The following is a 17,375-nucleotide window of genomic DNA, read 5'->3' on the forward strand; positions in this document are numbered from 1 at the left end:
CGCATTTCTCCTAAAAACCGAAATCATTTGATATGGCGATATCAATTGTAAATGGTATTTTGTCATAAACATTCTCAACTGACTCTTCTTCATCCTCTAAAATTAGATAATACTTTTTCACTTTGTCATAAGTCATATTTTTAAACACAAATTTTTCTTTAAAAGTTCTTTCTTCTGGCTTTGATGATTTACTATCTGCAATGATAATATTTTCATTTGACAGACGATTTCCTTCTTCATCAGCAAAATAAATCTTAAGTCTAAGTGGCTTCTTTTTATCTTCGACTTTTACTGTTTGGAAGAAGTCCAAATATGTAATCATACTTGTGATTTTTCTAGAAATGCTTGTTAGCTTTACCTCAACTTTACTAACATCATTTTTTCCTGATTTCCCGCGGTCATTTTTGAACTTAATGACAGGTATAACGATTTCTTGCAGCATAGCCCCACCATGAACGTAATTAGATCCTGCTCCTTGAACTGAAAAGCGATTAGATCCTCTTGGGACGATTATATTTTTTTTTTCATCTTTTAAAATGTAGTTCATGGAAAACTTCATAGTGCCTTCAAGCGATGCATTCGCATCCGAATTTAATAACACAAATCGCCTTTTCTCAATTATTGCATTATCAATGTTTTTTATTACCTTATCACTAGCATGCAATGGATTTCTATTATAGATAAAACCATGATCAGCAGTAATGACAATATTGGATGCACTAACACTATTTACTAGATGATTTACTAATGATCGGATCTCTACAAAAGTATCCTCCACAGCTTCAAAAACTTCCCGTTCTGTTGCGGCATTGTCTCCTCTAGCATCAATTGAATTATGATAAATATAAACAAGCCTTTTGCCAGATATGGTCTCACGAAGTTCTTGGCGGTTCATATCAATAATGTTTCTATACTGCAGAGCTATTGAATCATTTACATACTTCTGTAAGATATTATTTCGATTTTCTGTACCAGATGCCCTTATACCATCTACTTCTACTCGACCATCTAGATATGTAATTTGTTTATGAGGTAAAAGTACGGCCATTCCGAGGTCGGTGTAGGATGGTAATACGCCCTGCATTGTTACGATTTCCGTCGAACCTTTTCTTTCATTATTTAAAAGCTCACTTAATTCCTTTGCTGCTTCAAATCGGAGAGCATCAGAAATTATGACAAAAACCCTTTCACCTTTATTTATATATGGTTGAATAGTTGATTTATAAAACTCATATTGTTGTTCCATTCCAGTAATTGTCCAGTGATCCTTTAACTCGCCCTCAACTGCATTACACCATTTAATAGAAAGCTCATCTGCATACCAATTCGTATATGCATTTTCAATTTTTTCTTTAATTGGTGATAATCGTTCCTTATTTTCAAGCTTATCAAACGCCACATAAAACTTACGATATGCTGTATCTATTTTATAATAATCTTCGCTATATTCTTTAAACATTTCATATGGGCTTTGTTGACGAATAAAAAAGTCTAGATCATATGCCTTTTTAAGTAAATGAATTGCCTGAATTAATGATTCATACTCATATTTAAACTCAGGGTACCAGTGTAGTGTACGTCGTTCAGAAATCAAATCAATATATGAATCATACTGATGAATATCATTTTTTAGCTGGGTAGAGATGTAGTTTATGATTTTCTCATCAAAGATTTGAAATACATCAGTTTTTATATAATCTTTTATTTCCCATTCATCAATGTAGTCACTAACCTTAACCATCTTTTCAATCTCTATGGCCAGCTTGTTGTATTCCAACCGATCTGTCTTGTTATTCATAAACTGATTCATCAGGACAATACAATTTGTAGGGCGACTAGAAATATACTTTGTCCATGTATTAGGAAGTGAAAAATTCAAAGAGGCAGAAATATTTGTAAGGGTAAAGAAAATAAACAAGACTTTAATGGAGCGCTCATTTAATGAATAGTAATAATGCTTCTCCATCAAATTCCAAAAACTATCCTCATCACCAAACTTTCGAATGCTCTCCCACACCTTTTTCTCGTAATGATTCAGTTCTTTAAATAAGGTCTTAACTACTTCATCAAGATTATTAATGTGATTCTTACAGAGAGTTGAAAGGACAGCTATATCGATCTTTTCCTCGGTATATTCTTGAATATCATATGATTGGAATGTTGTATAACGATCTTTATTATTGAAAAACTTCGTGTACTTCTTAAATACAGGACGAAGTGAATCGTTTGTTACACCTAAGTCCCTCATAATTACTGTGATTTTATCTGTTGCAAATTCGAAACTATATTTATAGACATCAAGTAGCCAGTCTTCTCTTGGATTAGGTTTACCCATATTTGCATAGATTAAGAAATGTGAATTAGGATCTATTTTCTCAAGTTCAAATTTTGTAGCAAATAAATTATTAAGGGTTAACTTCCAAATCCTTATATTCTCAAGATTCAGACTGTCAATATCGTCAATAAATTCGCCCTCTTCATCATACCAAAATACAATATGACGCTTCTTTCCTTCTGTTAATTCCTTATTAAAAGTATTTTTTAATACCCTGGTAACTTCCTTGAGATTCATTTATAACACCAACCTAACATTTATTATAGCTCCAGCAAGAAACCTTGCCGAAGCTATAATAGTTCTATAGATTACTTAAATTTTTGCTAATAAATTTGCTTTTAATACTTTCTTCCCATCGCCTTGAGGTACTTCAATATTTTGAAATATATCATAGTTCACCTTTACACCTTTGTCTAAATCTATTTCAATTTTTTGATTAGCAACATGGGCAATCACTTGATCATATTGTTGACATTCTAATAACTGTTTTTGTAATTTTTCCTTTTGCTTCTTAGCTTTTGTCTTTTCTTGTGTAGAAATATCGGATTCTTGGAGTAAATCTAATCGAGAAATTTCTGCTTCATATTTCCGTTGCATCGTGTGTAAATAGTCAGTTCTTATTTTTGAAACTGTACCAATTTCGTAACGGTGGATGTAAATTAGAGCTTTAAACCCATCATTTTTACCACTGTCAAACAACCAATAAATTGGATGTTTTTGATATGTTTGAAGATGATCTTTATAAAACTCTTTTACGAAATAACGTCTTATGCGTTGCCTTGATGTTTCATTTGCTTTTTTTGTTAAAGCATCTGCAATGAAATCAAGATTTTCTTCCAAAGTGGATTGACCATATGCAATCCGTACATAGTTTATAAAACGACTAACAATGTCGTCTTCAAAATACTCATCATCAGTAATCGGAATGATATTATCTTTATCTATAGTATAAGAAGATTCCTTACTAATTTCAGTATCTGTCGAAGCAAACAAAATTCCTTCAGCTTCTAAAGAATATCTTCCAAACATACAACCAACTATATATGACAAAAATGATTTTATATCATTTTCTAGGTTAGAAACATTAATAGTTATATCCTTTTCACTTATCTCAGGTGTTAAATCTTGTTGTAAACCATATATATCTATAAATAGCTTATTAATTTCTTCCTCATTTTGTTTTAACTGAATGAAGTTTCTATTTGTTTCAGCATTCCAGGAGTTAAAGGAATCACTTATTTTTACATTTTCCCGGTATTTCATAAATGGATGGCATATAAAATCTCTTGAAGTTTCATAAGAGTCCCAATCCCATTTTGTAATATTAATATTTTCTTGTTCTAAATGTTCAATCTTTGCCTTCTTTTCGTTGTCAATAATAATTGGAATGTTCTTGATGTCCTTAACCTGAACATTAATTGTTGGATTTAATAAGCCTAAATACAACGCCACAACCTTACTATTAAACAAAGCAAGGATATATAATAGATGGTCCAAATAATTAATAGTAGGTCCTCCCATATCAAAAACACAATCAGGCGGTAAATATCTAAAAGATGTCCCTTTTATAGAGATTAGATTATATGTTATTCCCTCCTGAAACCAATAATTTTTATCCAACAAATTAGATGTTTTATTGTTTTTATAAAAGTTAATTGCTTCCTCGGACCAATCAACAACATATTCAAGATTTCCATAATGTTTTCTATAATTTCCTCCTTTAGAGTAAAAAACCCATTTTCTATTCGGTCCAATCTCAACATTTGATATTTCCCACCAAAGTCTTAAATACTTAGAGTTATCAGCAGTTTTGTTACCTGAACCTGTAAAAGTACTATATTCTTCAATTGATTTCCCTTTTTGAAAAGTTTTAAGTACATCATCACTTGCCCAATAAGCAATTGGTTTCCCAGGAATAATCTTATAATTTGATTGCAAAAATTCATGTTTTCCAAATCCCTCTAAAAACCATTGCTCTTTTTTATCAACACTGTCAACTAAGCCTTGTTGTGTGAAAAGTCTCCGATAAGTTCCCTTATAATTACTTAGCATACTTTTCCTAAGTACAAAGGTTGTACTACCAAAATCAGAACCAAAAATCCCTCTTCCAAGATGCAACATATTCACAATTGTTTGACTATTAATAATTCTTGTTCTAAGTGGTTCATATGTCGATAAAAACATCCATGAAGGTATATTAATCATCGTCATAAAACCGTTCAATTTACATAGATCTAGACATTTATCCATGAATACAGTACTCATATCATTTTTTGTTTCAGGAAATTTTTCTTTAAGGTAATCAGACAAGGTGCTGTTCATACCTCTATTACCCATATAAGGTGGGTTTGTTACAACAACATCATACTTCAAGGACATTATTTTTGCTTGTTTTAATATATTGGGTAGATTATTGATAATTGAATCCCTATACCCCATAGAAAATACATCAGTAACATATTCTTCTTGTATCAATTCGTTTAATCTTTTTTCAATCGCTTCAAACTTTATTTCTGGTACATCAATTATTGAACCAAATTCTTTTGCATCTTTAAAAACTTCAAGGAGAGTTTCTATATCACTCTTTTTGACAAAATCACAAGTGAAATATTCTACAGCTGCCTCATTAATTTCGTTACTATCTTGAATTGAACAAATATTCAACTTATAATTTTTTCTAAAAAATCTTCTGTTATAGCTTCTTCCCTTCATGACTAAAGCAAAATAAGCAAGTTGAGCTGCTCGATTATCTATGTCTAACCCAAAAAGATTTTTCTCTAAAATAAGATAAGGAATCTCTTTTTCAGAATACCCAGCACTAAGGTATATTTTATATAGAAGATCAAATGCATAAACCAAAATATGTCCTGAACCCATACACGGATCTAACACCTTTATCTCTTCTGGGGAGATTTCCTTTTTAATAATTCTATTTAATTGATCCTTGACATCTGAAGATTGTTCGCCTTCATTTAAAAAGTACTTTAAGTCTTTTTCAAGCTCTTCGTCCCAACGTGATTCTAGCCATAATCGACCTAATGAATTTTCAACCATGTATTGGACTATCCATTTAGGTGTAAACAATTGAGTTGCAGCAGGTATATTTTCCTTTGTAATCTTTTTGTTTTTCTTTAGGTCCGTAAATACTTGGTCTTTTTTTTCAGAAATATAATATTGATATAACCACCCAATGATCTCAACTTCCTCTTTCCAATCTTCCTCATTAATCATCGATACTAAATCACGAACCACTGACCCCTCAGACAATAACTTGTCCGGCAATAGTAACTCTGTATAATCTTCAATCTGCTCAAACATCATTGGCATAATTTCACCAAGTTTGTTACATTGTTTTACTAATATGTATTTAAATAATTCCTCTGAATTATTTTCATCTTGCAAACGGTAAACAACCTCTGAATCGAGTTCTAGTTCATCAGCAATGGTCAATACGTCTGACACAGCATCAGGTTCTACTTTTTCACTATCTATGGATGAAAGGACTCTTACTCCTGTTGGGAGGTATTCATTCACTTCCATAAACCTAATTGCAATAAACCGGTTAAACCATGTATATGCTACTTCCTCAATTACTTGTTCGAATCCCTGCTCTTTGATTTTTTGTAAAAGCTTATCTCGCTGTTTCATCTGGTAATTTTTAAAAAATTTATCATTAACGCGAAAACCTTCTTTGTATACTTCCGGTACTTTTATTTCTTTCTTTGTGATCCCGAGTTCATAGGATTTTTGTTCAATGGCTTCCATTAATTTGATACGTGCCGTAACAGCAAAGTTTTTAATTGCTGATTTATTCATTCATAAACCTCCCTCATTCTAAGGAAGGGAGAATACAACTTCCCCCTATATCCTATACAAGCTTAATAATAGTATTTTCTTTTAATTCTCGTTTTAATTCTATACGTAATTCATTCAATAACTTTTCAATATCATCATCATTTTCAATTGTTTTAGTACCACGAAGAACAGTGGATTTACTAATTGTTTTTGTTTCTTTATATCCAGTCGGTGGTTCAATAATTGTTGTACCACCTGTCCCAACCGGTGGATGAATTGGAGGAGTGACATTTGGTGGTGTACGTTTTGAGATTTCATTATTGACCTCATCAATACAACGTACCTTCAATCTGTCACTTTCCGTTTGCATAGCAATTGCTTCGTAAAAGTTATTTACACGTTCTAGACGGTTTTTTAACTCTACAAAACGAATTCTAAATGTTTCACTGAACTTTTCTTTTAGACTTAGATCTTTAGATAACTCATCCATCACGACTGCGAGATCTTGATCAATTGCTTTACTAATTGGTTCACATTCTTTTTCTAACAAAACAACGAAGAGATCGTCAAAGTCCTTATACAATCCAGGTAATTTTTGAATATTATCATATGGTTTTCTATTTTTGACGATTTTTTCAATTGAATCAATTATATCTCGAACCTTTTTATCCGTAACATAAGAACGATTATTCTCAAAGATGTCTAAGCGTCTAACAGCATTATCGTAAATTTCTTTTTGGTTTTCAAAGAAGTCCTTCACATCACCGACTTTTTCTGCGTAATCAAGTAAATCGTCTTCAAACTCTTTTATTTGCTTATAAAAACTTCCTGTGTCTAAAATAGGCAATAATTTCTCAATTGGTTCCTTCCCTCGGATTATAATATCCTGTCCTGGATATACTTTATTTCTGTAATTTACTAACAATAAGTTAATTTCATTCAGTTCTTTTTGTAATAGTTCCTTACAACGAACTATTAGTCCATCTTCATCACTTGGCACAGCTGTAATCCCGAACATATCTTTAATAATATCTTTAGTTAATTTAATTAAATTCTGAGGAATTCTCTCCCTCTTTTTTATGACTACTTTATCAACATAATCACGTTTAGTTAAATAATTCAGAATGTCACGATCTGATGTGCTTAAGATTGACTGGTTTAATTCTAACTTTATTTCCTGACCCTTAAAAAGTTTGATTACTATTGCTGTTGTATCTAGTTCATTCCACCCATATGGCTGTTTTGAAAAGTATGTGGTTATTCCTTTGATTGTAATTTGCTGTTTACGAGAAGTTAGTCTGTCAATATAACTATTTACTTCTTGAAGAGCTAGTTTATTTGGCTCATCATCACCGGTCAAAGTTAATTGTGTTGTATTTTCTTGTAGTAAATCTTGAAGCTGTTTTGTTGTATCTACATACTCTTTGACATAATTCAACTTACTAAATAAGTTCTCAATTAAGGAAGTGAATGCATCATTAATTCTTTCAATTGGATTTTTTTCTTTTACTTCAAGTTGCTGTGAATTCACATATACTTCTGCTACTCTTAACGCTTCAGTTAAGTGTGTTATAACCCGATCTTTTCTTTCGGTCACTTCCCTTGCTTTTCTGATCTTAATGTCCTCTATTGCTTGAGAAACAGAAGAACCACTTTTCACTTTTAGATATGCTTGAATTTTTAATACATTTTCCATTTCATCCAGATAGGAGGTGTCAGCTGGTAGTTTTAATATGACATTATTCTCGCGCATGGATAACATCTTGAGTTCTGATTGGTTTAAGTCAGCTGCCGCTTCATAAAAGGGTGTAATGATTTTTAGTCCTATATCATGAGTCTGTATTCCTATTGGCCGATCATCTATGATAGTATTAAAACTAAAGTGATATCTTGATGAATAGCGATATTTTTTGTCAGAATAAATCCCACCAAATATTTCTTCTCCGATTTTTTGGATTACTTCAGCTGTATCAACATACATATTATTAATTTCACGGTTTACATCTTGTTCATCATTGGTTAAGAAAATATATTCATCGCCATTTTTTTGGATTAAAGTTTCTTTTGATAATCTAAAAAGCGATGCTTCCATTTCCTTTTTCAAGTCTATCTTATCAACATCAATATGATTAATCATTAAGGTAGATAGGTTTTCTAAATTGGATGGCATCTCTTTAACATATTTGATAAGGAACAACAGCTTTAAGATTTCAACATCTTGTTCTTTTAGACGTGAATTTTTCTTTGCGTGAATTATTACGGTTCGAATTGATGAATCAAGGAAAGCCTCTATTGTTTCATAAAACACTGAAAATGGGACCAATGAACCTTCTTCTTGCTCGGCAAATCGTATGGCAGACTCTTGAAACGCACTTAAAAGAGAACGTTCCCCTTCAGATAAGCTTTTTCCCGATGCTCCATGAATTCTAACTCCTGTAAAAACTTTTTGAAGAAGATTAAATTGATAAGGTATAAACGGATAAATATCTACAAAATCTTCTTCGGAAGAGAATGTTTTCATTTCTGCTGTATCTTGTGAAAACACAAATAGGTTTTTTAGTATTGAACTTTTTTGTCGGTAAACTTCTTTTAAGGTGGCTTTACCTTCTTCATTCTTTATTAGAATACGTTTTTTAATAACTTCATCCACATAAGCACTAGACAAGCTAAGTTTTGTATCAAAACGCCCTTGGATTTTGGAGAAGTCGTTTCCTTTTACACTTAATACGGAATCAATATCTTCTTGGCTCGTTACAACAATCCATGCTTTCCCACTGCAATGAATGCCAAATTGATGAACAATAGTCTGTAAATTTAACATTGATTGTGAGTTATCGCCTATATATTGCCCTACTTCATCTACTAGAAAGACGACGTGGTGATCTTTTGTATTAGGTTGTTTTCTTTTGTCTTCAATGTACTCATTTACTCTTTTTGCAAATTTCTCAATGCTGATGGAATATTCCTGTTCTGCAAGTTCAAACCAATGTTTTGCTGCATCTTCACTCATTTTAGTGGTTTTACATAAAGCATCAATGATTGAATCTTCTTCATAATAAAAATCTTCTCTTGAGTCTTCCCAACTGTTCCCTGAGATTTCTTTAAATGTTTCCTTGAATTGTTCGTAGAGCCCATCTTTAGCCATTTTTCGTTCAATATCAGCAATCCATGGTATAGAGCCACAAAAACCTTGCATCTCGTTAAACACTTTATTTAAAACCTTTACAATTGAATCTTTATCAGCCTTAGAGTCCGATTCACTCTTTGCATCAATATCAAAGAGGATTACGTCTGTTGTAATGTCACCAGCCAATTTTAAATCAGCCAAAATCATCGGATCTTGAATTTTTTTGTCAAAAAAGCTTATTGCCTCTTTACCATTAACTACTTTATTTTCAATAAGATAAGAAAGGATTTTTAAAAAATGCGATTTACCACTTCCGAAGAAACCAGAGATCCACACACCTACTTTATCTGTATTTTCCCTAACTCCTTTTTTATAAGATTGGAAGAAATCTCCGATATGTTTATGAAGCTCATTCGTTACAACATATTCTTCTAATTCCTGATAAATATTTTTTTCATCATCTTGACCAACTTTTACAACACCTTTAATATCGCGGTGTATTGGTTTGTCAAACATTTTTTGTATTTGCACAATAATCCCCCCATATAATTACTTATCTATTAGCTGAAAAGCACGATAGTAATTGTCATCTTTAATTTCCCCAAAAAGGACTAATTCCTGACCATTGTAGTTTCCAGGAAAAAACATTACTACAGGTACCTGATCAACTTTTTTTTGCAATGTATTTAGCACGGTATGCGAACGAATGATCGGAAACGCTTTGCCAATCCCCGTCAGGAATACAATATCATTTTCCTTAACTCGTTCAGAAATGAATTGAACAACTAAATCATTATTTAATGTTAAGCGTAGTGCTTTTTTTGTCGCATTTAAAACAAAATCACTACCCTTTTTATTTTCCATCTCGAAATTCTTTTCAAGAAATCCCTTTTCTTGTAGAATTTCAAGCACAACTTCATATAAATCAAATTCTCTAATATATATATCAGAATTATTGGTATTAACTCTTTCCTTTATATAAGCAACGTGCTCCCTTACCAACATTTCATACTTAGGATCATAATCAAAAACATGATAGCCAATCTCATTTCCCAAGCCCATACTTTGCCTAAATGAGGGTTCAGTAATCCTTGGTAAAATCTCATCTAACCTCTCGTTAATACTTCTCGTTTTCATTTTTACTCACCTGCTAATATTTCAATATATAGTTGGTCACCTAAATCTTTTAAGTACTGTTTAACATCATAATCCAGATATGTTCTGTTTATTTCTCGATCACCTTTCTGATTTTTTAATAACCCAGCTTCATGAAGTATTCGGATGTAAACTTGTTTTAATTTATAGAATGTATAGTCTTCCCAAGAAGCAACCTTGTCACTTTGTTGCTTTTTTGAATCAAAGAAAATATTAAAGTCTTTATCCGTTAAATACTGTTCTTTAAGAATTGATTTTTCTCGAAACACTTCATACATAAACTCAAAAAACAATCTGTCTGTTTTCATGATTGAATAAAGAACTAGCATTTTACTTGTTTCTGAATCACCAAATGCAATTTTCTTCAGCAAATAATGATCCAAATCTTTTAATCGGGTTAAAATTATTGATGCAATTTCCTTTTTTCGAGCTTCAGTTTTTACCTGGAATATATTTTCATGAATTGCTTTATCTTTAATTTCAAACACCTTCCACCCTTGATATAACAGCTCCGCAATCTTTTTTGTTTCTAAATAAAAGAAAGGTCTGGATTTAATTGTTGATTTATATCCTTGAGTTTTTACCATATACACCCAATCCTTTGGTCCACTTTTAAGATTTATTCTATTGTAACATTAACTGAATAATAATATAAATCTCCACTAAAAATGTAATGATTAAAAATTTTATAAAAATATAAAATACACAACTAAATTATAATGATTATTCACTCGATTGCTATGCAGTATTTAACAGAGGAAGTCTCAATAAAACTAAATTAAGGTTTGCTTTATCTGTAATCTCCATTTCCCTACGGAATCAGTAAGTTTGTGATGTCTGCCATATGGACGGATACTTATTCACTATTTCAGTTTCAGTGAACAGGACAATAAAAAAGCATTATATAATGCCTCTAACAATGTCGGCAGTAAGCTGATCGTCAATATCAGAGAATGGGACCTAACCTCGGAAAATTTCAACAAGATTTCTCTTATGGTGAAAAGAGAACAATAAAAAAGCACAAAAAAGTTATACAGGGATTATCCTTCATAAGAACATATCTTGAATACCACTTTATAGTTCTGATTGTTGATTTATTAATCCCAAGACATTGTTACTCATTACATCTGATTCTTCCTTACCAATAACAATACATCGGGTCATCACAGAACAGAATTCCTGCTGCCTTTTCTTTAAATTCCTATTACAACTAAACAGCCTCTTAATATCATTTTGTGTTAGCGTTTAAGTCTCGCTCAACATGCAAGGAATGCTGATTCTTCCACTTATTTTGGAAATTTGGTCGTTGCAAGTAGATAACTTGACTACATGTATCTCTTCTATGAATACCTGCTTTTAATCATCTTTATCCTCTTCGATAATATGGTGAAATTTCACTTTTAAATATATCGAAAAAGACAGCTTCCTTTAATAGAAAACTGTCTTTCCCAACCATTCCAATTAAATGCTTATAGGATTGTTATGTAATATCTGTAATCTAAGATATAGATTAAATTATTCCGACCACATACTTCCCTAACTCAAATTTATACCGGGAATTAATTAATCCAACGTATTACTAGGCCAAACTACTAATTCGGAAACATTACCTGTTTGAATAACTTTCACATCGTCAATAATACTTTGTTTTATTTCTTCTAAATCGGATAACAGCATTCCTTGAACTTCAACATGTTGGCCATCAAGATAGTGATGATTATATTTGGCAAATGCCATATAATCAAGGAGTTCCTTTAATCCCGACAATGCATAGTCTACATTTCTTGTGTGTTTGACTTCACCAATAATCAATTTAGCCAGCTTTCCTGTTGCCAGGCTATATACTTCAATCAATATATCCGGACGTCCACTCCAAAAAAGAGTGGTATCGATTTTTCTTTCAAATGCTAAGGAAGCAACAGAAGAAGCTTTTTTCATCGACTTAATTTTCCTCACAAGATATGGATGATCCACTTCAGCAATCTCTGCTGTTGGAATTTGAAACTTTATATTCTTTGATCCTTCTGAATCATGATAGATTTGATAGGTATATTCACTATCCTGCCAGCTGGTTACAAGGTTTTGCCTTCCATCAATTAGCTGAAGTTTAGCATGTTGACTGTTCTGTTTAATAATTTGAATGACCCAGTACAATTCATATAGAACCTCTTCTTTATCCGGTAATATAAATGTTTGTTGGAATAAATGGATTAACTCATCCTCATTCATATCGTTTGAAAGAATTCGTCGGTATAGCAATAATAGATTCGCCGCATCTCGATATAATGGATTACGATGTTTTGTCGTCTCAAGTATCATTCGATTCGTGACTGGTCTGGAGAGATCAACCTTAGATAAATAAATATTCTTTCCGTATATTTGCTCAACTATTAATTTTAATTCCGCCCACTCATTAAACCATTCATATTTTTCAAGCTTATCCATCTTAAAAGTTTTAAATAGCAATATATATATAGATTGTAACAGCTCTTTTAATACAAGGTTTTCCTTAATATTATAAAAGCGAGATTTCTCATTGCATGAATAGATAAGCTTGGTACTCTCTTTTGCCCTTTCCTGAAAGGTCTTCCCCCAGTTGATTTGTCCTCGAATTTGCCCAATGTATACTTCATTTTCTACATTTGTAGATGTTTTAAACCGACGTATAGTGGTTGGTAAATTTCTTACAAAAGACTTTACTTCTTCTTTTAACAAAAAATGTACTTTAAGCAACTGTTCTAAATTAGCAATATTAAGGTCTGTTTTTTGAATAAAGGAATTCAGTCCCACTTTTCCAGATTTTAAATAAACGATTAAAAAATCGCTTATTTCTTCAATCAGTTGTTGTTTATCTACTTTCATGGCTATTCCTTAATATGAAAGAAATCACAGGCGAAATCTTTCATTCGAACCTTATCTATTTCTGGGATGAGTTCCATTCTTTCAATAAACGATTTAATCTCATGTTCAAACAAGCCTTCCAATTGCGGAAGTACATACAAGATTATGGCAGAGGTAAAATCAGCATCATTCACTGTGAATTTGGCAATATCTTCAATGATAGCTGGCCCTATTTGACGATATTGATTAATTTCCTTCCATAATTCAGCTAATATATGTGCATATTTGTAGTCATGGATCTCCCATAGTGGCAAATAATATTCAACTAACTCTTGGTTGATTTGTTTCGGGACTGGAACAGGAATGAATGCAAAACGCCTCATAAAAGCATAGCTCATTTCATAGAGTGAAGCTTTATCATACGTGTTTAAAGTACCTATTAAGCGCCAGTCATTCGGGATAATATATTCTTGGTCACTGGGTATAACATTTTCTACTTCTTTCTGCGGACGTATGACGATCTGTTTTCCTTCATCCGTTTGAAAATTTAACGTAACCGGATCTCCTGTTAAGGCTGAGAATAAAGCACCAAATGCTTTATCAATATCAGCGCGATTCATTTCATCGACTATCACCCATTTATTTAACGGTTTATTAATAACCGGTTCTTTAAAACTATTCAGGAAAAACCCTGGTTGAAAAGTAAGCGTGCCATCACTATTGGGTTTATATCCCCCGATGGTCTCATAAGTAGACCAGTCGGATGTAGCAGTCACCATCGTATAGTCAGCAGCAAAACTTCTGCATATTTCCTTCGCAAGCTTGGATTTACCTGTTCCAGGAGGGCCAGTTAACAGAATATTTTTTCCCGTAGATAAAGCTGTATGGATTTGCTTCTTCATCAACTCTAATTCCTCGAAATACAACCCATCAATAGAAATTGTTTTATTAAAATCTATAACCGGGATATCCACTGTAAGTAGAGTTAATTCAGCTTTGTTTTCCATCAAAAGAATATCTTCAAACTCCTCTTTAGTTATCTCAAACAAGCTTCCCTGTGCTCTATTTGCCACTGGCGAACTATCTTTTAGGGATTCCTTATTTACGATTTGTTCCCATGGTATGGGCTTGATATCCTTTTCGTAACGGAAACTAACTGCCTGTACTTCCTCTTCATCTTCAATTTCTACATGCAAGCCTTGAGTAACTTTTCCTTCTGCTACTACACTTTTAATTGGGGTGGATTCGTAAAACAGAACTTTATCACCCGGTTGTGCTTTCATAAACGCGTCATATATTCTGCGCTTATTACCGTTTTCGTTAATTGTGGCATAATAAATTTCTTCGCCATCTTTTATCTCATTTACAGACCAAATGGAAGGATTTGCTGTCAGCCAGAAGTACTGAATGTCTTCCTTTTTCTCTTCGACATTCCCCTTTAAAAATGCATCCTTAACATCTAAAAATTTATCTTTCATTTTTTGGAAGGTGAAAAGTTCAGCATCGTCAACAGAATCAAGAACTCTTATTCCTACATTTTCATGATTTGATCCATAAACCAGTCCATACCTTATGGTTGATTCCTTTATTGACAGAAATAACTGTGCCGCATCCTTATGGTTTAATTTATTGTCAGGATATACAGCAAGCCAACATTCAGTCGTACCAAAATTTTGATTCCAACTAAAATCATTTAAGGTCTCATCACTAAAACTCATCCCCTGAAATTCTTCTATTTCCCTAATGGAGGTGTGTATCTTTCTCAACTGGTCATTAATTCTTGATTTAATAGAAGGAAAATAAATTTGAAACAAAATGCGAAAATTATTCCACGAATGGATAATGTTTGTTTCATATTCATTATTGATTTCTATTTTCAACCTTTCTAGTTCCTCAATATCTGGATTACCCTCTTGTAAGATTTGCTCCAATAAAAGATAGCGAATCTTATTGACCTTATCTCTATTCTTATAAAAAGAGTGTCGCTCTTCTAATTGCTTTTTCGGCAATTCACTTTTTATAAAAGTAAGGAATTCTTCATCGTTCTGCGAAAAATCATATAATTTCTTTGCGTATCCCTGAACATATTCCACTGCCACTTCCGTTATAAGAGACGGATATTTATTCAAACAGTACAGTAAATCCTGAACATCTAACATCGTCCATTCCAATCCTAGATCAATAGCATACTCAAGAATTATGGAACATATATCATTGAAAAGTTGATAGTTCTTCCCTGGGGAACCCAGTTTTTCTTCTATCTGAAAGGTTTTTTTCACTTTTTGCAAAATTTCTTCCTTGTAAATCGGGTATTTTTCATAATCATAGGCAGCAAGCATATAGGCAAGGAGGGGCGCCCCCATATTTTTCTCATACTCCTTAGCCGTAAGATGAAATCGATCTACACGCTCACCAACACCGCTTGTGCCTGAATATAATTTTTGGATTTCACCCGCACAAAGTGACGGAGCTTCTTCATAAAATCCACTCAAATTATCGACAGCACTCCAATGTGCAAAAGTTCCTTTAGTAGGATTCTTTGTTTTTATCAGGGTTATATAATCATCCATTTGCCCTTCGCTAAAATCCATATTCTCAATACTTTCTTTCAATTCTTGTAAAATATCGAATTTATATTTCTCATCATATTCATCATTATTCCTGAAAGTAAGATAACGTTTAATAGCTATGTCGATATACGGATCATTAAGTATAAGATATTGTAGTTTTTCTCGTTCCAATTGTTAACCACCCTCACTGATCTATGTTGTTTTTTTCATTATGCATATACTAACTGTTAAATTAGAGAACTAGTGATGGTTTCTCTTCAACAGATTAAATTTAGTCATTTTTTTGCTGTTCTATCCACTTCTATTATAAAAAATAAGTAAGATATTTCTTCAAAGTATTTCTTATTGTAGTAAATATTATTTGTATATCTTATATTTAAATACCCCAAAAACCATATAACACACTTTCCAAGTCATGATGCCTGTTAATTAGGATTAAACAATAAAAAATAGAACCTCCGGATAAAGGTTCTATTTTTAAAACTCAATGTTAAGCAAATCGGCAGAAAAACAGGCGTCAAAATTGAAACCAAAAATTCCAAGGAAATGAAATTAGATTCAATAATGGCTAGAGATTTTGAAGACAATATCTCAGACAAGGAAGTTCTGAAAACCTTAAAAATTGTCCAAAACACCTATTTTAAATACACAAACTTAAAACAATCCAACTTCTAAGTCATGTTCCATCCATTCAATGTTATAATAGCTAAACTCATCATTTTCATATGTCTTAAATTCTATCTTTAATCCGTTTGTATTTTCCCAAGTATAGACAACAGTATCATCACCTTCATTTTCTGATAAATCATAATTCCCATAGGTTCCTATTAACTTATTTAGCATTTCATTTGCTCGTGTTTGTAATTCCGAATTACTTTCACACCCCACATACCAATGCATCAAAATAATTTCCCCGGCGTATGGCTCACGAGATATTTCCGTGACAGTTTCATTTACAGCTATGAACTCTATGTCTTCATCAGCATCATCAAATGCTACTTCGCCATTGCTATAGAAAAAAAGCAAATCACCATCTGTTGCCAAATTCTTATAGTCTGACGGTAACTCTGTATAAGTCTTACCAATATACTTTGTGTACTTTTCAAATGCTTTATTATATTCAGATACAGATGTTTCAACAGTTTCATCTATTTTTTCTAGTGTTGTCTCATTTTCTTCACAACCGCATAAAGATATTGTGAAAATCACCATAATCACTAATAAATATGTTTTCCTTTTCATTGCCGTACACCTTCTTAGCCTAAATATTTAATCAGTCCCCGTACATTTCTTCATAAGGGTCATAGCCAGAACTGCCACTTCCACTACAAGCAGAACAAGTTTTACGGTCATAATATCCAGAACCTCCACACATTCCGCAGTCACCATCTCCTCCGCCCATACAAGCACTGATTAAACTGAACAAGACTACAATAATAACCATTAATATTAATTTCTGTTTCATATCTAATCTCACCTCCATAGAACAAAACACCTATGCAGCTATCCATATCATCAAGCAGTTCTTCTAAACCTGACATCGCATATTCTA

The 17,375-nt window shown here is 32.4% G+C and carries 9 protein-coding genes; all 9 read right to left on the bottom strand.

The features are described from left to right. Positions 1 to 10: 10 nt before the first annotated feature. On the bottom strand, positions 11 to 2,572 hold the full coding sequence (pglZ, locus tag AC4G3L_RS03615) for a BREX-1 system phosphatase PglZ type A (RefSeq protein ID WP_491075608.1): 2,562 nt from the start codon (positions 2,570 to 2,572) through the stop codon (positions 11 to 13). A 75-nt stretch (positions 2,573 to 2,647) separates the two neighbouring features. Then, positions 2,648 to 6,151: a BREX-1 system adenine-specific DNA-methyltransferase PglX gene (gene pglX, locus AC4G3L_RS03620; protein ID WP_491075609.1), complete on the bottom strand. Its 3,504-nt coding sequence runs from the start codon at positions 6,149 to 6,151 to the stop codon at positions 2,648 to 2,650. A 52-nt stretch (positions 6,152 to 6,203) separates the two neighbouring features. Further along, the gene (gene brxC / locus AC4G3L_RS03625) at positions 6,204 to 9,788 is read right to left on the bottom strand and encodes a BREX system P-loop protein BrxC (RefSeq protein ID WP_491075610.1); all 3,585 of its coding nucleotides are present in this window, start codon (positions 9,786 to 9,788) and stop codon (positions 6,204 to 6,206) included. 18 nt (positions 9,789 to 9,806) lie between these two features. Continuing rightward, a complete protein-coding gene (locus AC4G3L_RS03630; protein ID WP_491075611.1) occupies positions 9,807 to 10,394 on the bottom strand; it encodes a DUF1788 domain-containing protein in 588 nt (195 codons plus the stop codon). A gap of 2 nt (positions 10,395 to 10,396) precedes the next feature. Beyond that, the gene (locus tag AC4G3L_RS03635; protein ID WP_491075612.1) at positions 10,397 to 10,999 is read right to left on the bottom strand and encodes a DUF1819 family protein; all 603 of its coding nucleotides are present in this window, start codon (positions 10,997 to 10,999) and stop codon (positions 10,397 to 10,399) included. Positions 11,000 to 11,975: 976 nt separating this feature from the next. After that, on the bottom strand, positions 11,976 to 13,274 hold the full coding sequence (locus AC4G3L_RS03640) for a hypothetical protein (RefSeq protein ID WP_491075613.1): 1,299 nt from the start codon (positions 13,272 to 13,274) through the stop codon (positions 11,976 to 11,978). A 2-nt stretch (positions 13,275 to 13,276) separates the two neighbouring features. Continuing rightward, the gene (locus AC4G3L_RS03645; RefSeq protein ID WP_491075614.1) at positions 13,277 to 15,994 is read right to left on the bottom strand and encodes an AAA family ATPase; all 2,718 of its coding nucleotides are present in this window, start codon (positions 15,992 to 15,994) and stop codon (positions 13,277 to 13,279) included. A gap of 483 nt (positions 15,995 to 16,477) precedes the next feature. Further along, positions 16,478 to 17,065 carry a hypothetical protein gene (locus AC4G3L_RS03650; RefSeq protein WP_491075615.1) on the bottom strand — a complete coding sequence of 196 codons (588 nt, stop codon included), beginning with the start codon at positions 17,063 to 17,065 and terminating at the stop codon, positions 16,478 to 16,480. Positions 17,066 to 17,096: 31 nt separating this feature from the next. Next, positions 17,097 to 17,288 (bottom strand): hypothetical protein, encoded by a 192-nt coding sequence (locus tag AC4G3L_RS03655; RefSeq protein ID WP_491075616.1) that lies wholly within the window; start codon positions 17,286 to 17,288, stop codon positions 17,097 to 17,099. Positions 17,289 to 17,375 lie beyond the last annotated feature (87 nt).

Source organism: Bacillus sp. z33 (assembly GCF_058313615.1).